The organism is Hymenobacter frigidus, assembly GCF_014640435.1.
In the GTDB taxonomy this organism is placed as follows: Bacteria; Bacteroidota; Bacteroidia; order Cytophagales; family Hymenobacteraceae; genus Hymenobacter; species Hymenobacter frigidus.
The window spans coordinates 1-18,443 of the sequence record NZ_BMGY01000007.1 but is presented as its reverse complement, the minus strand read 5'-3'; the positions used below and the strand labels follow the sequence as shown (position 1 = coordinate 18,443).

At 63.6% G+C, this 18,443-nt stretch carries 19 protein-coding genes; 9 read left to right on the top strand and 10 right to left on the bottom strand.

The genetic code is table 11. From position 1 onward, the window contains the following. Nucleotide 1 precedes the first annotated feature (1 nt). On the top strand, nucleotides 2-247 hold the full coding sequence (locus IEW17_RS05270) for a DUF433 domain-containing protein (protein ID WP_188560987.1): 246 nt from the start codon (nucleotides 2-4) through the stop codon (nucleotides 245-247). Then, on the top strand, nucleotides 244-618 hold the full coding sequence (locus tag IEW17_RS05265) for a DUF5615 family PIN-like protein (protein WP_229748823.1): 375 nt from the start codon (nucleotides 244-246) through the stop codon (nucleotides 616-618). The genes IEW17_RS05270 and IEW17_RS05265 overlap by 4 nt, the downstream gene beginning before the upstream one ends. Nucleotides 619-695: 77 nt before the next feature. Here IEW17_RS05265 and IEW17_RS05260 read toward each other — a convergent pair whose 3' ends face one another. The 3 genes from IEW17_RS05260 to IEW17_RS05250 all read right to left on the bottom strand — a co-directional run bounded on the left by IEW17_RS05260 (nucleotide 696) and on the right by IEW17_RS05250 (nucleotide 2,087). After that, nucleotides 696-1,043: a DUF5615 family PIN-like protein gene (locus tag IEW17_RS05260; RefSeq protein ID WP_188560986.1), complete on the bottom strand. Its 348-nt coding sequence runs from the start codon at nucleotides 1,041-1,043 to the stop codon at nucleotides 696-698. Then, nucleotides 1,040-1,264: a DUF433 domain-containing protein gene (locus IEW17_RS05255; RefSeq protein ID WP_188560985.1), complete on the bottom strand. Its 225-nt coding sequence runs from the start codon at nucleotides 1,262-1,264 to the stop codon at nucleotides 1,040-1,042. The genes IEW17_RS05260 and IEW17_RS05255 overlap by 4 nt, the downstream gene beginning before the upstream one ends. A 130-nt stretch (nucleotides 1,265-1,394) precedes the next feature. Continuing rightward, complete coding sequence (locus IEW17_RS05250) at nucleotides 1,395-2,087, bottom strand: haloacid dehalogenase type II (protein WP_188560984.1); 693 nt, start codon at nucleotides 2,085-2,087, stop codon at nucleotides 1,395-1,397. A gap of 66 nt (nucleotides 2,088-2,153) precedes the next feature. Here IEW17_RS05250 and IEW17_RS21430 point away from each other — a divergent pair, with 66 nt between their 5' ends. Beyond that, complete coding sequence (locus IEW17_RS21430; protein ID WP_373286155.1) at nucleotides 2,154-2,681, top strand: DUF5615 family PIN-like protein; 528 nt, start codon at nucleotides 2,154-2,156, stop codon at nucleotides 2,679-2,681. Further along, nucleotides 2,678-3,598 carry a bestrophin family protein gene (locus tag IEW17_RS05240; protein ID WP_188560982.1) on the top strand — a complete coding sequence of 307 codons (921 nt, stop codon included), beginning with the start codon at nucleotides 2,678-2,680 and terminating at the stop codon, nucleotides 3,596-3,598. Before IEW17_RS21430 ends, IEW17_RS05240 begins: the two co-directional genes overlap by 4 nt. Nucleotides 3,599-3,630: 32 nt before the next feature. Here IEW17_RS05240 and IEW17_RS05235 read toward each other — a convergent pair whose 3' ends face one another. Then, complete coding sequence (locus IEW17_RS05235) at nucleotides 3,631-5,694, bottom strand: ExeM/NucH family extracellular endonuclease (protein WP_188560981.1); 2,064 nt, start codon at nucleotides 5,692-5,694, stop codon at nucleotides 3,631-3,633. A gap of 583 nt (nucleotides 5,695-6,277) precedes the next feature. Here IEW17_RS05235 and IEW17_RS05230 point away from each other — a divergent pair. The 4 genes from IEW17_RS05230 (at nucleotide 6,278) to IEW17_RS05215 (ending at nucleotide 9,816) form a co-directional block, all read left to right on the top strand. Then, nucleotides 6,278-6,832 (top strand): GNAT family N-acetyltransferase, encoded by a 555-nt coding sequence (locus IEW17_RS05230; RefSeq protein WP_188560980.1) that lies wholly within the window; start codon nucleotides 6,278-6,280, stop codon nucleotides 6,830-6,832. A gap of 125 nt (nucleotides 6,833-6,957) precedes the next feature. Continuing rightward, nucleotides 6,958-8,337, top strand: a complete 1,380-nt coding sequence (locus IEW17_RS05225) for a TPM domain-containing protein (protein ID WP_188560979.1) — start codon at nucleotides 6,958-6,960, stop codon at nucleotides 8,335-8,337. A 114-nt stretch (nucleotides 8,338-8,451) separates the two neighbouring features. Then, complete coding sequence (locus IEW17_RS05220; RefSeq protein WP_188560978.1) at nucleotides 8,452-9,003, top strand: GNAT family N-acetyltransferase; 552 nt, start codon at nucleotides 8,452-8,454, stop codon at nucleotides 9,001-9,003. A gap of 45 nt (nucleotides 9,004-9,048) precedes the next feature. Further along, nucleotides 9,049-9,816, top strand: a complete 768-nt coding sequence (locus tag IEW17_RS05215) for a creatininase family protein (RefSeq protein ID WP_188560977.1) — start codon at nucleotides 9,049-9,051, stop codon at nucleotides 9,814-9,816. Between the two features lie 89 nt (nucleotides 9,817-9,905). On the opposite strand, the gene IEW17_RS05210 is transcribed toward IEW17_RS05215, so the two are convergent. From IEW17_RS05210 to lysA, 5 genes are all read right to left on the bottom strand, one after another. After that, nucleotides 9,906-11,558: an MFS transporter gene (locus tag IEW17_RS05210; protein WP_188560976.1), complete on the bottom strand. Its 1,653-nt coding sequence runs from the start codon at nucleotides 11,556-11,558 to the stop codon at nucleotides 9,906-9,908. A 250-nt stretch (nucleotides 11,559-11,808) separates the two neighbouring features. After that, a complete protein-coding gene (locus IEW17_RS05205) occupies nucleotides 11,809-12,843 on the bottom strand; it encodes a LacI family DNA-binding transcriptional regulator (RefSeq protein ID WP_188560975.1) in 1,035 nt (344 codons plus the stop codon). Nucleotides 12,844-12,981: 138 nt separating this feature from the next. Further along, complete coding sequence (locus IEW17_RS05200) at nucleotides 12,982-13,587, bottom strand: pentapeptide repeat-containing protein (protein ID WP_188560974.1); 606 nt, start codon at nucleotides 13,585-13,587, stop codon at nucleotides 12,982-12,984. A gap of 213 nt (nucleotides 13,588-13,800) precedes the next feature. Beyond that, the gene (locus IEW17_RS05195) at nucleotides 13,801-15,882 is read right to left on the bottom strand and encodes an ExeM/NucH family extracellular endonuclease (RefSeq protein ID WP_188560973.1); all 2,082 of its coding nucleotides are present in this window, start codon (nucleotides 15,880-15,882) and stop codon (nucleotides 13,801-13,803) included. 188 nt (nucleotides 15,883-16,070) lie between these two features. Then, nucleotides 16,071-17,306: a diaminopimelate decarboxylase gene (gene lysA / locus IEW17_RS05190; RefSeq protein ID WP_188560972.1), complete on the bottom strand. Its 1,236-nt coding sequence runs from the start codon at nucleotides 17,304-17,306 to the stop codon at nucleotides 16,071-16,073. Between the two features lie 189 nt (nucleotides 17,307-17,495). On the opposite strand from lysA, the gene IEW17_RS05185 reads away from it, so the two are divergent. Beyond that, complete coding sequence (locus IEW17_RS05185) at nucleotides 17,496-18,023, top strand: DinB family protein (RefSeq protein ID WP_188560971.1); 528 nt, start codon at nucleotides 17,496-17,498, stop codon at nucleotides 18,021-18,023. A gap of 47 nt (nucleotides 18,024-18,070) precedes the next feature. On the opposite strand, the gene IEW17_RS05180 is transcribed toward IEW17_RS05185, so the two are convergent. Next, nucleotides 18,071-18,443, bottom strand: a 373-nt coding sequence (locus tag IEW17_RS05180) for a transposase (RefSeq protein WP_188560970.1), incomplete at its 5' end; no start/stop codon positions are given.

Here is an 18,443-nt window from a genome sequence, read left to right as displayed (position 1 = left end):
CATGGAAACTGTTGCTTCAGCGGCTCACCCGCGCATTACCATCGACCCGAACATCTGCCACGGGCAGCCCACGGTGCGCGGCCTGCGATACCCGGTACAGAACGTGCTCGAATACCTAGCCTCCGGCATGAGCGAGGCCGAAATCCTGGCCGACTACCCAGATTTGGAGGTCGAGGACTTACGCGCCTGCCAAGCCTACGCGGCCGATATGCTGCAAGTGCGGTCCATCTATCGGCTGGCTTCGTGAGCACCGCCGAGCCGTTGCGGTTTCTGGTTGATGCGCAGTTGCCAAGGCGGTTGGCGCATTTTCTGGCCTTTCATACTGCCTGCGACTGCCTGCATACGCTCGACTTGCCCGCGGCTAACCAGACGCAGGATGGCAGCATCACCCAACTTTCGATGGCAGAAAAGCGGGTCGTAATCACCAAAGACGCTGATTTTGTGAACAGCTTCCTGCTCCACGGCCAGCCGTACAAGCTGCTGCTTGTTTCGACGGGCAACATCAGCACCACCGATTTGCTGGAGCTATTCCGGCAGTTTCTGCCGCAGCTCACGAAGCTGTTCGCGCATCATACTTATCTGGAATTGTCGCGCACGCTGCTGGTGACGCACCGGTAATTAGAAACTCCAAGCTTCGCCAGCCGCTGCCGCCCCGGGCGCGGCTGGTTTTGGTGTTTGGTGTTGGGGGTATCTGTTTAGGGCAGAACGTTGCCGATTTCAATTAGTGGCTCGCCAGCGGCCAGTAGCTCTAAGGCGGCGGGAAGGGTGGCGCGCAGCACCTCTTGCAGCCGTTCGTTGGAGGTGTTGCCGCAGGTGAGCCAGAGTACCTGGGGTGGTGGGCCGAACTGGTTGAGCAGGTGGCGGAAATCGGCGTCTTTGGTGAGGACCACGACCCCGGTGGCTTTGGCGGCCTGGAAGATTTCTTCGTCTTCGGCATCGCGCAGGCCCAGGTCGCGCAGGGGCACGGCTTGCACGTCGGCAAAGGTCCAAGTCAGCCACGCGGCGATGAGCGGCGAGAGGTGCGCATCAATCCAGAGGGTCATGCGGCGAGGCGCGGGTAGTCAAGCTGGCGGGCGGCGTATTGCAGGGCGGCTTGCAGGTCGGCGGCTTCGAGGTCGGGCATCTCGGCCAGAATCTGCTCGGCGGTGAGGCCAGCGGCGAAGAGCTGAAGCACGTCGGCCACGCGGATGCGCATGCCGCGAATGCAGGGTCGGCCGCCACACTGGCGCGGGTTGGTGGTGATGCGCGAGAGCTGGGATTCCATGGGACTAAGATACTAGGCGTTTCTGTTGCCGCTACCACCCCGGGCGCGGCTGGTTTGGTATCGGGATGAGCAGCAAAACCTTGGTGCCCCGGGCCCTACTCGTGCCGCGCGAGGCCCGGGGCACCAGCCGTCACACCAATTGCTCGGCTAGTGCGGTAAGGGTGGGAGCTTGGTAAGTGGGTAGCGGGGCCAGCGGGTACAGCGTCTGGCCGGGGCGGGCGAGGAACGCGGCGCCGAGACCCGCGGCCAGGGCCCCAGCCACATCCCAGCCGTGGGCGGCCACGAGCAGGGCCTCGGCGGGGGCCACGCCGGCCTCTTCGATGGCGTAGCGGTAGGTGTCGGGGTGGGGCTTGTAGCGGCGCACGGCGTCGACGCTCAGCTGGTGGTCAAAATATTCGGTCAGACCGGCGTAGCGCAGCTGCTCGGCGAGCACGGCGGCGGTGGAGTTGGTGAACGCCGCGAGGCGGTAGCCGGCAGCGCGCAGTTGGCGCAGGCCCTCCGGCACATCGGAATGAGGCGGCAGTTGGACGAACCGGGCGGTGAGGGCCTGCTTTTCGGCGTGGGTGAGGGGCCTCTCTTGCAGCATATGGGCCGTCATGTCGAGGGCCGCGTCGGCAATGGTAGCGAAGGCGAAGTAGCTGTCCGTGACCGTGGCCACGAGGGAATGCTGCAGTAGCAGGCCAAACCATTGGTTGAACGCGGCCTTGTTGCTAAAAGCTGCGTTGACGGCCAGCTTTAGGGGCCCCATGTCCAACAACGTTTCGTTGACGTCGAACAGAATGACTTGGGGCCGGCGTAGCGGCGAAGTAGTGGAAGAAGCCATAAGAAATAAAATGGGACGGTGCCGCCCACGCGGCGGATACTATCTGTTACGCAGCGACGGTAGCTAGTGGTTACGCCGGTGCCCGTTGCTTTCGGAAGCAAGGGGAGGCGGCCGGCAACCGCAATACTAGCCACGCCCGCCGCAGTCACGGCGCCATCCGCACAGGCGGTCGGCAGGCGGCTTAACCAAATTGGTCGAGCAGGTGGCTACGACTGCCGGCACACCCTCAACCTGCCCGCTGCCAACCGCACGCAGGACGGTCGCATCACCCGCCTATCGATGGCTGAACAGCGGGTCGTCATCACTAAGGATGCCAATTTCGTAAACAACTTTCTGCTACACAGCCAGCCGCACAAGCTGCTGCGGGCATCCACGGGCAACATCAGCACCTCCGAATTAATCGGAGTTATTCCGACTATTTCTGCCGCAATTCCCGAAGCTGTTTGCGCATCATTTTTATTTGAAACGGGCGCGTACGCTGCTAGTTGCGCACCGCTAACAAGAAGCGGAAGCGTCCCAGCTGCCCCGGATGCGCTGGGATTGCTGTTGGTGTCGGGCAGCCCTGAGGCCGTGCCTGCCGTACCCCCAGCATGATTATTCGCGATAAGGAAAATTGGCTGCGGCTGCTCTTTGTGTGGCGCGGCTCGGTGCTGCCCCAAATTTTGCCCCGGCTGTTGGTGTTGGTAAGCTTTTCGGCGGCCGTGGTGTATGCTCATGGCAACCTCTACCACTACAAAGTGTCGCTGAACGCAGCTCCGTTTACGCTGTTTGGCGTCACGCTGGCCATCTTTCTGGGGTTTTATAACAATGCCAGCTACGACCGTTTCTGGGAAGGCCGCAAGCAGTGGGGCGCGTTGCTGAACACCGTCCGCTCCCTGGCCCGGCAGGCCATCACGCTGAGCGGCCACCCCGACGGCGCGCCCGAAATCGCGCACTTTGTTCGGTTGCTGGTGGCCTTCACCTACGCCCTCAAGCACCAGCTCCGGCACACCGATGCCGCCGCCGACCTGGCCCGGCTGCTGCCCGTACCGCTGGCCGGGGCGGTGCAGGCGGCTACCTTCAAGCCCATCCGGCTACTGCTGGAAATGAGCCGCTGGGTGCAGCAGGGCAAAGAAGCCGCCCACTTGAATACCACGACCCAGCTGGCGTTCGACCATAACTTTAACCACCTGTCCAACATCGTGGGCAGTTGTGAGCGCCTGGCCGGCACGCCCATTCCCTACACCTACAGCGTGCTGCTGCACCGCACGGTGTATGTCTACTGCTTCCTACTGCCCTTTGGCCTGGTCGACAGCATCGGCTGGATGACGCCGGTCATTATGGCCGTCGTGGGCTACACTTTCATGGCGCTCGATGCCATTCTGCACGAAATTGAGGAGCCTTTTGGTTTGGAGCCCAATGATTTGGCCCTGAACACCATGAGCCACAACATTGAGGTTACGCTGCTGGAGCTGCTGGGTGCGCCCGCCCCGCCCGCGCTTGTCCGTCGGCACCGCTACCTGTTCGATTAGCGGCCGCCCTCCGGCGCGGCCAGAACGTGAGGCTACTCTTTCATCACGCGTTGGGTTTGGCTGAAGCCCGCGCCGCGCACGGTAAGCACGTAGATGCCGGGGGCAAGGTGGGCCGTGTAGTTGTTGAGCTGGCCTTCGAGCAGGGCCGGGGTGCCGTGCAGCGAGAGCATCCGCGGCCCTTGGGGCAACGAAAAATTGAGGGTGAGCGCGCCGGCGCGGGCGGGCACGCCGGCCAGGCTAAACGCCTCGGGCCCGGCGGCCGGCCCCGGGTACACGAACAGGCGGTTCTTCGGCCGGTAAAGCGAGTTGCGGATGCCCGCGAAGTTCACGCCGATGAGCACCGGGTCGTGGTCGGAAGAGCGGAAGGGCGTGGTGATGTCGGTGGCATCGCCGGCCACGTCGTACTCCAGCGCGTTGGGCTCGGCCGAGTTGATGTGCCATTTCTGCACATCCACGAAGCCCACCAGGTTGTTGGTGATTACCGCGTGGTCGAGCGAGCCGGTGAGGCCCTTGAATACATAAGAAGCGCTGGTGGGCGGCGTGGCGGGCACCAGCCCGGCCGCGCGCATGATGTCCATCGGGTCTTCCTCGTAGTTGGCGTTGTAGTCGCCGGCGCTCACCACCCGCGCCGCGCCGGCCGGTATCACGGTCTGGTTGATGAACTGCACCAGCGCCCGGGCCTGGGCGCGACGGCGGTCGTTCGAGCCGCCCTGGCCGTCGTTCTGGTCGGCATTGGTCCCACTGCCGCTGCCCTTGCTCTTGAAGTGGTTGACGATGAAGCCCAGCGTGTCGGGGCGTTCCTTGCGCTGGGTGACGAAAACCTGCGCCAGCGGCGGGCGCTCAAACACGCCTTGCACGGTGGCCACCAGGGGCGGGCCCAGCGGGGCCACCGCCTTGGGCTTGTAGATAATGGCGCAGTGAATCAGGTCGGTGTTGTTGGGCTGCTGGTTAGCATCGCCATCGTTCACGAAGATGTAGGTGCCGGCGCCCATCGCCTCGTTCAGGCCATTCACCAGGTCCTGAATGGCCGAAGCGGAGCCGTTGCCGTCGTTCTCAATCTCGGTGAGGCCCACCACGTCGGCGTTCATCTGACTGAGGGCGAGGATGATTTTGCGGCGCTGGCGGGCAAAGTCTTCGGGCGTTTTGGCCCCGCGTGCCGTGGGGAAGCCGCCGCCCTCGCCGTCGCCGTCGCCGTTGAAGTAGTTGAGCACGTTGAAGCTGGCCAGCTTCAGGTCGAGCGGCCCGAAAGCGGGCGGGGCTTTGGGCCGCTCTGTCTTTATCACGGGCGCGCCCGCACCGGGCAGCGGCTGAATGCGCCACTTGCCGTAGCCGTAGCCCATGATGCCGCGCAGGCCGCTCAGGGTGCTGCCCACGCGCACGGTGCCGCTGGCCGGGTCGAGGTAGGGGGTAGGCTTCGGGTTGGCGGCCGAGCTGCCATCATCGAGCACCAGGGACTTATTGTCGTTGGCCGTTTGGTAGGCTTGCACGGCAGCCAGGTTGCGGGTGCCGGTGCTGCTGGTGCCGGTGGCAGGCTCGTCGTTGGGGTCGATGAACTGCGTGGGCTGGTAGGTGAGGCCCTGGGCCGAGAGCACGAGCTCGCCGCGCTGCTTCAGGCTGAAGTTATCGGTCACGGTCACGGGAGCTGAAAACTGCACCCGCATGCCTTCGTAACGCTCGGCCGTGGCGGCCGAAAACGCGGCGTTGCTGATGGTGACGAAGGCCGGCAGCTCACTGCCCGACGATACCACCGTGATGGCCGGCACCGTGAGTACGGCCTGGTTGAATGAGGGAGCCGCGGCGTCTTCACGCACCACGCCGGTAATGCGCACCCGGTCGCCGATGCTGACCGTGGGGTTGGGTACGACCACAAACAGGGCGTCGGCGGTGGCGGGGTCGCCGTCGGCGGTAGCGGCTTCGTCCTGCACGTAAAAGCCGGCCGGGCTCAGGTTCGCGTACACGCCCGTCACCACCGCCTCGATGGTGTAGGTGCCCGGCCTGGCCGCCGCGCCACTGCCTTGAATGGTGCCGATAGGGGTGGCACTGATTCCGCCAGCACTCAGCACAAAACCAGCGAGAAGGACGAGCTTACAGCACATTACGAGGAATAATTAGGTGAGCAACGCACTAAATATATCACTCGCCACGGGCATAGCCGCGCAGGGTGAGCCGCGCACCGGGTGGTACTACGGCGTGGCGGGGTTGCATTAAGGCCAGTATAGTCAAGGCAGGGAGGTTATTTGTCCGCTGCAATGGGCACAAATAGCCCTCCCTGCCTCAAAGGGTGTACCTGGCCGCTGGCACTGGCTTTCGATTGCGCCCTTGTGCAGTACAGCAAAAGAGCCAGGGAGGAAAGGGCTTTGCGAACGTGCCGGGCCGAGTAGGAGCTACTGGTGCCGTTGGCCCCGGCTGCGGCAGGAAGCTCAGGGTACTCAGGCTAAGCAGCTGTAGAAAATTGGGGTCGGGGTTCGAAAAGGGAAGAAGTACGGAAATACAGCGGCCGCGAAAAACGTCTGAAATAATCAGGGTTGATATTGCCAGCCAGGCTATCAGATAAATAAAGGTAGAGAGCTGTCCCGGACCGGCGGGGGATTAATTGGTTGGCGTGGCAGCTACCGCCGCTGACTAGCCTTGGGCTGCTTATTTCGCACCACTCAACCCGCCAAACCGTATACGCACGCTATGATTCCGCTAATAACCCACACGCCCCGCCTGCTGCTGCTGGCCGCCAGCCGCGCCCTGCTCACCGCCGAACTGCACAAACCCCAGTATTTCCCCATACTGCTGGGCGCGGCCCTGCCCACCGACTGGCCCCCCGGCGAGTACGACCGTGCGGCCATGGAATACATTCTGGAGCAGCTCACGGCCGGGGGGCGCACCGCCGCCGGCTGGCACGGCTGGTACGCGCTGCGCAAAGCCGACGATACCGCTCCGCGCACCTTGGTGGGTGCGGGTGGCTTCATGGGCCCGCCCGATGCCGCGGGCACGGCCGAAATCAACTACTCCATCGCGGCCGATTGGCGTGGACAAGGACTGGCCACCGAGCTGGTAGCCGGGCTGGTGCAACAGGCCGAGGCCACCGGCATGGTGCGCCAGCTCACAGCCCATCCCGATGCTGATAACCCGGCCGCGCAGCAAGTGCTGCTGCGCAACGGCTTTCAGACGGTAGGGTCGGCCGCTGGTAGCCGCCTGCGTTTCGAGCGCGCCGTAGTGCCCGCAGTGACAGCGGTTGGCTAATCCTGCCCAGGCTGGCAGGCCGGGTAGCCACTGTTGCTAGTGCGCTAGGGTGGCATAGCCAAGCCAGCCCCAAAACCGTATTAGGCTCGCAACCCTCTTTTTCCTTTCATCTCACTCGGTGCGCCATGACTCGTCTTCTTTTTTTCGTCTCCTTCTTTTTCCTTGCCGCTGGGCTTGGGGAACCAGTGGCGGCCCAGGCCGGAGCCGATGGCCTGCCTGCCCGCCCCACGCCTTTTCGTTTCATTAATGACCAGGCCCAGCTAATGGCCCCGGCCGATGCCAAGAAGCTGGAAAGCGGCCTACGCCGCTACGCCGACAATACCGGCACGCAGGTAGTGGTGGTGACCGTGCCCAGCCTGGGCGGGCGCGACGTGGCCGATTATGGCCGCGCCCTCGGCACGGCCTGGGGCGTGGGGCAGCGCGACAAAAACAACGGCATTGTGGTGCTGGTAGGAGCGCAGGAGCGCAAAGTGACCATTCAGGCGGGCAGCGGGCTGCGCGATGTGATTACGCCCGCCGTCACGAGCCGCATTATCGGCGAAATGACTCCGGGCTTTAAGCAGGGTAATTATTTTGTTGGGCTGCGCACCGGCCTGAACACACTGATGGCTACGGCCAACCCCAGCTCGGCCAAAAGCCTGCCAGCGGCCACCACAGCCACCGGTGCGGCGGCAGCAAGCGCCACCGGCAGCGCGGCAGCCACCGAGCCCACCGCTTCCAACCTATCGAACGAGGTGCCGGCTCAAGCGCCGTCCAATGACCCAATTATGGCTCGGTCCGCACCCGAGCCGGTTTCGTCGGGGCCCGGCATCGGCACGCTGCTGATTGGGGCGCTGGTAATCGGTGGAATCCTGTGGTTTGTGGTGCGGATGTTCCGCAACCGCAGCGGCGGGGCCGCTACGCAGGCGGCCTCGCGCCCCGCGCCCGATTTTCTGCCCAACCGGGCCAACGGCCCCGCCGGCAACAGCGGCCCCGGTCAGGGGCAGGGCAACTACGGCGGCGGCTACAACAATGCCCCCAACCAAGGCGGTATGATGGGCGGTGGCGGCATGGGCATGGGCATGGGCGGCATGCTGGCCACGGGCGCGGCGGCGGCGGCCGGTGCGTACCTGGGCAACCGCATGGCTTCGGGCCACGAAACCTCGGGTAGCAACCTGGCCAATGACGGTAGCAATGCTGGGCTTGGCGCGGGAGCCGATGCCGGCACGGGTGCCGCAGCCGGTGCCGCAGCCGGTGCCGCAGCCGGTGCCGGTGCCGGTGCCGGTGCCGGTGCCGCGGGCACTGCCGCGGCGGGCGACTACTTCAACTCCCGCGACGGTGGTACTGGCGGCGCCGAAACGACCGACCCCGACTATTTCTCCGACGAAAACACGGCTCCCGACACGTCTTCTGACTATTTTTCGTCCGACGACAATAACTCGTCCTACGACGATACGTCTTCCAATGACACCGGCGGGGGCGGGTTCGACGGGGGCGACACCGATAATAACAGCGGCTCCTGGTAGCAAGCAATAGTTGCGCCCGGGGCCGTGCTCAAACCCAGCCCCCGTGCCACCTGGCGCGGGGGCTTTTTTGTGGAATTTTGGGTCAGTTTGGCTAAGCGGTGGTAAGTTGCCGCCATGTTTGTTCTCCCTTCCCCCACGCCCACGGTGCCGGTGCTGGAAACCAGCCGCCTGCTCCTGCGCGGCTACCGCGCCGATGATTTTGACCCTTGGATTGCCATGTGGCAGGACCCCAACTACTACCGCTACCTCAGCCCCGAGCCGCTGCCCACCGAGGAAGTGTGGCGCACCCTGCTGCGCAGTGCCGGGCACTGGGTGGTGATGGGGTTTGGCTTCTGGGCCCTTGAGGTGAAGGCCACCGGGCAGTTTATCGGGGCCGTGGGCTACCTCGACGGCAAGCGCACCATTGAGCCCCCGCTGGGCGACGCGCCCGAAATGGGCTGGGTGCTGGCCGCCGCCGCGCACGGCCAGGGCTACGCCACCGAGGCCGTAGCCGCGGCCCAGGCCTGGGGCGATGCGCACTTCGGCGGGGCGCGCACGGTGTGCCTCATCCACCCCGATAACCAGCCGTCGCTGCGCATTGCGGAGAAGTTTGGTTTCCGCGAATACGCCCGTACCACGTACAAAGGGGAGCCCGGCGTACTGCTGGAGCGGCCCGCTCAGCGGTAGCTGACCCATATCGGGCGCATTTCCTTCCCGCTTTCCTCTTTCTCCATGGTCCCACGCCCCTATATTCTCGCCGAAACCACCTGGAAAACCGTTCGGGAAGCCAACTACGAAGTAGTGGTGCTGCCCTGGGGCGCTACCGAGGCCCACAACTACCACCTGCCCTATGCCACCGATAATATCCAGAGCGACTACGTGGCGGCCGAGGCGGCGCGCAAGGCCTGGGCAGTAGGCGCGAAAGTGGTGGTCCTACCCTGCATTCCATTCGGAGTGAATACCGGTCAGCTCGACATTACCCTCGACATGAATCTGAACCCCAGCACGCAACTGGCCATTGTGCGGGATATGGTGCAGGTGCTGGCCCGTCAGGGCATTCCCAAGCTGGTGATTTTGAACGGGCACGGCGGCAACGACTTCCGCCAGATACTGCGGGAGCTACAGGCCGAGTTTCCCACAGTATTTCTCAGCACCCTCAACTGGTTTAAGGCCGCCGACCGCAACCAATATTTTTCTGCCCCCGGCGACCACGCCGACGAGCTGGAAACCAGCGTAATGCAGCACATTGCACTCCACCTGGTGAGCCCCCTGGCCGAAGCCGGCAACGGCGCGACTAAGCAGTTTCGCATCGCGGCCCTGCGCCAGGGGTGGGCCTGGGCCCAGCGCGAGTGGAGCCAGGTATCGGCCGATACCGGCGTGGGCAACCCGGCCGCCGCTACCGCCGAAAAAGGCGCGGCTTTCCTCGAAGCTGTGACCACCAACATCGCGCAATTCCTGGTGGAGCTGGCCGCCGCCGACCCCCAGGATTTGTACGAATAAGGCGGGCCGAATGTAGCGTGGACGTTGCGAGTCCGTGCGTGGGTTGGTGCAGTCCCGATTAAGCGCCGACTCGCAGCGTCCGCGCTATTTCAGCGCTGGCTTTCCAGGGTTTGCAGGGGCGTGGCCATTTCCACGTTCGGGGTGTTGGGGAAGGCTAGCAGGTGCGTGACGCGCGGGGCGGCCGGTCCCAGGTGAAACCGGCGCACCTGGGCTTCCACCGCTTGGTCTTCGCGGGTGAAGCGGTGGTGCTGGCGCTGGTGCTCGCCCCAGGTGGCCACGTAGAAAAACTCGGTGATGAGCGTGGGGTTGGCTACGTCGGAAAACACGCCGGCGCGCAGGGCCCCGTCGCGCAGGCGCAGGCGGCGCAGCTGCCCGGCCGCTATGCCGAAGGCGGGCCAGTCGGCGGGCGCTACGTGGTACGCTATCATCACAATCACGGGGCCATCGTCGGGGTCGATGGTACCATCGGTGGCGGGGTCGGGCCAGTGCTCGGCGGGGGCCAGGTCGAGGCCCTCGGCCGGGCGCATGGGGAAAGGGAAGGCCAGCAGGGCACTGGCCAGCATCCAGCCAGCGGCGGCCAGCAGCGAAATGGTGAGCGTGGTGCGGTCGGCCAGCTCGCCCCAAACCAGGCTGCCCACCGACATGCCCGCCTGAAACACCAGCATGTAAATACTGATAACCCGGGCCTGCACCCAGCGCGGCACGCTCAGCTGCACGGTGGTGCTGAAGCTGGTCATCACCATGAGCCAGGCAATGCCGGAGAGGAACATCACGGCGTAAAGCACATAAATCTGGCTGACGAGGGCCAGTGCCAGGTTGGTGCCCGCGAAGGCCAGCACGCCCAGCAGCACGCGCTGGTTGAAATTCAGCCGCCCGCCCGCCCGGCCCATCAGCACGGCGCCCGTCACGGCCCCCGCGCCCAGCCACGACAGCATCACGCCGTAGTGCCCCGAGCTCAGGTGCAGCTTGCGGGCGATGACCACCGACACCAGCCCCCACATGGCCGCCGTGCCAAACGCAAACGCGAACGTGCGCACCAGCACCCCGTAAATGGCCGGCGAGTACTGCACGTAGCGAATGCCCGCCCGCAGCGCGCCCATGAAGTTTTCGGCCGGGCCATCGGTCACCAGGGCTTCGCGCTTCCAGAAATACACCACCGCCCAGGTGCCCAGAAATGACACCCCATTGAGCAAAAACACCCAGCCCGCCGAGTAGTAGGCAATGATGGCCCCGCCAATGGCCGGCCCAATGGCCCGCGCAATGTTGTTGCTCACGCCGTTGAGGGTGATGGCCTGCGGCAGCGCCGAGCGCGCCACCAGCTCGGTCGTCACCGTCTGCCAGATGGGAGAGTTCAGAGCCGCGCCCATGCCCAGCAAAAACGTGAAGCCCAACACCCCCAGCGCCGAAATGCCGCCCGAGAATGCCAGTGCGCCCAGTCCGGTAGCTACCACCGCCATGAATCCCTGCGTGAACAGCAGCAGCCGGCGGCGGTCCACCAAGTCGGCCAACGCTCCGGCGGGCATGCTCAGCAGAAAGGCCGGCAGGCTGGTAGCGGCCTGCATCAGGGCCACCAGCAGGGCAGAGGTAGTGAGCGTGGTGACGAGCCACACGCCGGCCACGTTCTGCATCCAAGTGCCCACGTTCGACACCAGGCCCGCAATCCAGATGGCGCGGAAAATGTGGTAGGTGAACGGGGTAAGCAGCGGGGCCCGCGGGGCCGGAGTGGCAACAGGTTCAGTCATCGCGAAGCAACAGGAATCTCCCTTGGCTAACAGGCGAGCCGGGCGAATGACTTCCTACGGTGGTGGGTCGGTAATGGGTTAGGTAGAACCGTCGCGTTGATTCCTAAGAACGTCCTGTTGAAATAGAACGTCATGCTGAGCGCAGCCGAAGCATCTCGCTCGCATCGTTGAACGATTGGATTACTACCCCACGCGAGATGATTCGACTGCGCTCAGCATGACGTTCCGGTTTCTGCCTTCCTGCACTAACCTACTTGCGCTGCGACGACTCCCGGACCAGCAGCTTGGGCTTGAGCACGATGGGCTTGGGCGGGCCTACGCGGTTGGGGCCGCTTTTCAGCATCTTCTGCAGCAGCTGCACGGCGGTTTTGCCCATTTGCTCGCAGCGCTGGTCCACGCTACTCAGCATGGGCTCGGTGAGGGTGGTGAACAGCTCGTTGCTGAAGCCGATGAAGGCAATATCCTTCGGCACGCGCAGGCGGTGGGCCTTGGCCAGCTGCATGGCCCCCACGGCGGCCAGGTCGTTGGCCGAAAACACGGCATCGGGGCGCCGCGCCAGTTTCAGGAGCTGGCGCATGGCCTGGCTGCCGCCTTTCGGGGTCATTTCACAGAGCACGATGAGGTCGTCATCCACGGGCAGGCCGTGAGCGGTGAGGGCATCGCGGTAGCCCTGGAGGCGGTTTTTGTGGATGTTAAGGTGCAGCGGACCCCGGAAATGCGCGATGCGGGTGCAGCCCTGCTCAATGAGGTGCGTCACGGCCTGGTAAGCGCCGTGGTAATCGTCGAAGAGCACGGAGCTCACGTTGCTGCCCTGAAAATCCTCCACCTCGCGGTCGAAAAACACCAGCGGGATATTCTGCTGACGCACGGCCTCGAAGTGGCTGAAATCGTGCGTGCTGTTGGCCAGCGACACCAGAATGCCCTCTACCTGCGAGTTCATCAGCAGGTCGATGTTTTTCTGCTCCTGGCGGGTGTCCTCATTCGACTGGCAAATCATCACGTTGAAGCCCTGCTTGGCCGCCTCGGTGGCAATGCCGTGCACCACCTGCGGGAAAAAGTGCCCCGTGATGTGCGGTACCAGCACGCCCAGCGTGTTGCTGCGGCCCCGGCGCAGGGCGGCGGCCAGCTGGTTGGGCTGGTAGTGCAGCTCGTCGGCCAGCTGGCGCACGCGCACCTTGGTGGCCTCGCTCACGTCGTCGTGGTTGCTGAGGGCGCGGGAAATGGTGGACGGCGAGAGGCCCAGCGTCTTGGCCAGGTCAGTGATGGAGGCGCGGCGATTGGCCATCAGGTAGTTGTAGCAAAGTGAAAAATGCCCGTTTCCTGGGACTGGCGCGGCCCCGTGCGGAAAAATACGGATATGCCGCCGCAAGCTACTCGCCGGGAGCTAATCCGGATTTAGGCAGCCCGGAAAGCCCGGTGCATCTCATTCCACTATCAGCCCATACTTGGCCACCGCGCCCAGCAGGCCGTCGAGGGTGAACCGGGCCCCGGCCATCGGGTTCGATTCGGGGTCAATAATAAAGCCGGTGGCAGTGGTGAAATCGGCGGCCACGAGGCAGGTTTTCTGAAACACCGCGCCCGCCAATGTGCAGTCCTGAAACACCGCGCCCGAGAGGTCGGCATCGGCAAAATCGGCTTCGTCGAGCTGGCAGCTCACGAAACGGGTGTGCGGCATCACGCGGCCCGCAAAGGAGGCGTAGCGCAGTTGGCACTGGTCGAAATGCACGCCAAACAGCATGTCGCGGCAGGCCGTGAACTGCAGCCCCAGCAGCTTGCAGTCCTCAAACGCCACGTTCTGCAGGGCGGTGCCCGCCAGGGTTACCGACGATAAATTGCAGCGCTCAAACAGGCAGTCGCTGAAGCGAATTTGGCTAAAATCAGCCGCGCTGAAATCGCAGCCCACAAACCGGAATTCATCGAATTCGGTGTGCCCAATGAGGTGCCGGGCATCCCAGCGCTCGGCCACGTTTTCATCGGGAAAATGAGCGGGTTTGCGCGGAGTGCTGACGGGCTTGCGGCGGGGCTTCATGGGTGTTCTTTTCGAAATAACATACTGTTCCCGGCCGGAGAACCTCACCCCCGGCCCCTCTCCAAAAGAGAGGGGAGCCTGACGAAGACAGATGAAATAAATCTGATTTATTCGATTGACGATTATATGGTTAGCAGCTTTAAATGCTGCCATATTGCCGTGGCTCCCCTCTCTTTTGGAGAGGGGCTGGGGGTGAGGTTCTCCCCGAATTGCCTACTGCTTCACCACCCGCTGCACCTGGCTGAAATCAGCCCCGCTCAGGCGCACGAGGTAGGTGCCGGGCAGCAGCGCCGCCGTGCGGCGGCTCAATTCGGCCTGCAATACTTCAGCGCCGCCGTGCAGCACCAGTACCGGCTGGCCCAGCGCCGAAAGAATCTCCAGCGTTAGGGGCCGGGCATCGGGGCTGGCGAGGTGGAAGTTGAGCGCGCCCGGCGCGGGGTTAGGAAACACCTGGAACCGTACTGTGGCGGCGGCCGAAACGGCAGCCGTCACTACGCTCCTAAAGTTTAGGCCGATGAGAATGGGGTCGTGGTCCGAGGAGCGAAACGGGCTGTTGATGTCGGTGGCGGCCCCGGCATTACTGTACTCCAAAAACTCGGGCTCGGCCGCGTTGATGTGCCACTTTTCCACGGCGGCGTGGCCCAATAGGTTGGGCGTGAGCACGGCGTGGTCGAGGGAGCCGCTCTGGCCGTTGAACACGTAGGACGTACTGGTGGGCGTGCCACTTACCACCAATCCGGCGGCGCGCAGAATATCCATCGGGTCTTCCTCAAAGTTGGCGTTGTAGTCGCCCACGCTCACCACGTAGCGCGTGCCGGCCGGCTGCACCGTGCCGCTGATGAACTGGGCCAGCGCTGCGGTCTGGGTTTTGCGCCGCAGGTTGGAAGCTCCCTGGCCGTCGCCCTGGTCGGCATTGGCTCCGCTGCCGCTGGCTTTGGACTTGAAGTGATTGACGACGAGCGCGAAAGTGTCGGTCGGGGCCGCGCGGTTGGTGATGAAAAGCTGCGCCAGCGGCGGGCGCTCAAACACCCCGGTCACCGTGGGCAGCAAGGCCGGGCCAAAAGGCCGGAGCGCGGCTGGCTTGTAGATAATGGCGCAGTGGATAAGGTCAGTATTGAACGGCTGGCTGCTGGGGCCGCCGTCGTTCACGAAGGTGTAGGTGCCGGCTCCCAGGGCCTGGTTCAGCCCGTTCACGATGTCCTGCAGGGCGGAGCTGGCCCCGGTGCCGTCGTTCTCAATCTCAATCAGGCCCACCGCATCGGCGTTCATCTGCACCAGAGCCGTGAGAATTTTGCTGCGCTGGCGCTGAAAATCGGCCGGGGTGTTGGCCCCCCGCGCGGTGGGAAAGCCGCCGCCCGCGCCGTCGCCGTTGAAGTAGTTGAGCACGTTGAAGCTGGCCACTTTCACGTCGATGGGGCCGAAGGTGGGCACCGGCGGGCGCGCCGTGGTTACCACCGGCGCATCGGGGCCGGGCAGGGGCTGGATGCGCCACCGGCTGCCGCCGTAGCCCAGAATGCCGCGCAGGCTGGCAACGGTGCTGCCCACGCGCACCGTCTGCGTGGTAGCGTCGAGGTAGGGGATGGGCAGGGGATTTAGAGCGGTGCGGCCATCATCGAGCCGCAGAGTTCTATTGGCGTTAGCAGCCTGGTAGGCCAGCACGGCGGCCACGTTGCTGCTGCCAGCGCTGCTGGTGCCGCTGGCGGGGTCATCGTTGGGGTCTACCAGCTGGGTGGGCTGGTACACCAGGCCCAAGGGGGAGATGTTCAATTCGCCCCGCGACTTCACCGCAGACACATCCGTTACCGTGACGGGGGCCGCAAACTGTACCCGCATGCCTTCAAAAGGCTCGGCCGTGGCCACCGTGAAGGTGGTATTGTTCAGCACGGTGAAGGCCGGCAGCGGACTGCTGGCCGCCAGCACCGTGATGGTTGGCCCGGTGAGCACGGCTTGATTGAACGAGGGCGTGCTGGCCGATTCCTGCACCGCGCCGCTGATGCGCACCCGGTCGCCGATGGCCACCGAAGGACTGGTTTGCACCACGTAAAGGGCGTCGGAAGTCGCGGGGTCAGCATCGGCCGTGGCCGCGTCGTTTTGCACGTAGAAGCCGGCCGGGTTCAGGCCCGCGTACACGGCCGTCACCACGCCCTCAATGGTGTAGGTGCCCGGAGTAGCCAGCGCGCCCGCGCCCTGAATGGTGCCAATGGGCGTAACCACCTGCGCCTGGGCCGGGGCCAGCCCGGCGGCTAGCAACGTGGTGAAAGTGACCAGCAGCGAACGGGTAAAAATGGTTGTCATACGGTTGGTGAATCAAGCAAACCCAGTGCGGGGCTATAAATATGCTGGGCTTCGGGGGGTGGGGCCAGCGGGGCAGCGATGCCGTAGATTGGCAGGGCTGAACGCGGCCGGCCCTGCCGCTGGCTGCAGTTTAGGCGCAGCGGCAACTGCAGCCAGCTTACCAGCTTAACTCAAACTACGGCCAGCTTCTAGGTCGACTGCGCAGGCGCTTCGGCCGCCACGTCTACTTGCCCGGCCAGCAGGTCCTCGAAGGTCTGGCGCTTACGAATCAGGCGCAGCTCGCCGGCTTCATCCAGCAGCACTTCGGCTGGGCGGGTGCGCGAGTTGAAGCTGCTGCTCATCTCAAAGCCGTAGGCTCCGGCGTTGTGGAACGCCAACAGGTCGTTTTCGCGGATTTCGGGCAGCAGGCGGTCCCAGGCGAAGGTGTCGGTTTCGCAAATGTTGCCCACCACGGTGTAGAGCCGCCCGGTTCCCTTGGGGTTGGTCAGGTTGCTGATGTGGTGGTAGCTGTCGTAGAACATGGGCCGAATCAGGTGGTTGAAGCCCGAATTGACGCCGGCAAACACCGTGGCCGTGGTTTGCTTCACCACCGCCACGCTCACCAGCAGGTAGCCGGATTCGCTCACCAGGTATTTGCCCGGCTCGAACCAGCACTCCAGCGGCCGGCCGTATTCTTTCTCAAACGTCTGGAAGGCCTCGGCTACTTGCTGGCCCAGCGTGGTCACGTCGGTTTCGGCGTCGCCGGGCTTGTAGGGCACTTTGAAGCCCGAGCCCAGGTCCAGAAAATCCAGCTCGGGGAAGCGGCCGGCCGCGTCGAACAGGATTTCGAGGGCCCGCATGAACACGCCCACGTCCTTGATTTCGGAGCCCGTGTGCATGTGCAGGCCCTTCACGTGCAGGCCGGTGCCCTTCACCACGCGCTCCAGGTGGCGCAGCTGGTGAATGCTGATGCCAAACTTCGAGTCGATGTGGCCGGTTTGAATCTTGTAGTTGCCGCCGGCTTCAATGTGCGGGTTCAGGCGCACGCACACTGGGTAGGAGCCCCCAAAGGTGGCGCCGAACCGCTCCAGCAGCGAGATGTTGTCGATGTTGAGATTCACGCCCAAATCCTTGGCTTCCACCAGTTCCTCAAACGTCACGCTGTTGGGCGTAAACAGAATGTTCTCAGGCGCAAACCCCACGTGCAGGCCCAGTCGCACCTCGTTGACACTCACGCAGTCGAGCCCCGAGCCCAGGCCGTGAATGTGCCGCAGAATGGCCACGTTGCTCAGCGCCTTGCAAGCGTAGAAAAACCGCGTTTTGTGGCTGGAAAAGGCTTTAACAAGTTTGTTGTACTGGCCCGTAATGGTCGCCGTATTATAGACGTATAAAGGAGTGCCGAACTGGTCGGCGGCGGCGCGTAGCGCGTGGTTAATACCTGACATAATTACAAAAGTACAATCGTTAATGTGCAGATTTTTTAATGTGGAGATGGGCTGAATGTGAAAATGTCGACATGCTGATGTGGTGGCTCGTCTCCTCAACTTAGTCTGTAGATATACCAGCCCATCAAATAATCAGCTCATCTCCACATTCAGCTCATCTTCACATCAAAAAAAATCTCACCTCAAACAATGAATAAACCCGAAACCCTCGAAGTCTGGCTGCGCGGCCCCGTGTCCGGCGTGCCGCCGCTGTTGCAGCCCGTGGCGCATGCCCTGCTGCAAGCCCGCGAAGAATTGAACGCGGCCATGCACGACTTCCCGCCCGCCTTGCTCAACGAGCGGCCCGCGGGTGTGGCGTCCGTCGGCTTCCACCTGCAGCACCTGGCCGGCGTGCTCGACCGCCTCCTCACCTACGCCCGCCAAGAGGCGCTATCGGAGCAGCAGCTGGTTGATTTAAAGGCTGAAAACCCGCCGCTGGCCATTGGGCCCGCGGCGGTGACGCAACTGGTGCAGCGCTTCAATACCGGGGTAGATGCAGCCCTGAATCAATTGAAAATTACTCCTGAAGCCAGCCTGACTGAAGTACGGGGCGTGGGTCGGGCGCAGGTTCCCTCCACGCTTATCGGCCTGCTGGTGCACGCGGCCGAGCACACCACCCGTCACTTGGGCCAGCTGCTGGTTACGGCCCGCTGGGTGCGGAGTATCGATAGGCAGTAGAAACACAATATTTTGCGTCCCATCGTTGCGGCTGTTGTTGAGCCTGTTTAGGGTTTCTCATCAGGGGGTATTTTACGCAGCAAAAGGACCGCAAAAGCCAGAAAATGGAAGGCGAGCCAACTGTCAATATGGCTTTCGTAGCGTACCAGTAGGGTTTTGAATCCGTCCAGCCAAGCGTTGGTGCGCTCAATGGCCGTGCGCTGACGGTAAAGCTCCTCGTCAAAATACTGGTCCGCCGCCGCTTCGTTCGTGCCTGACCGGCGATTGTGGGCAATGTTTGCCTCGATGTCGCGCTGGAAGCAGTCGAGACGTAAGTCGCTGGAATCAAATCCACTATCTGCATTTAAGAACAGCCCTTCCAGGCGTATCTGCGCCTCTTCCAGCAGCGTACATAACTCGCCAAACGTCGTTTTAATGTCA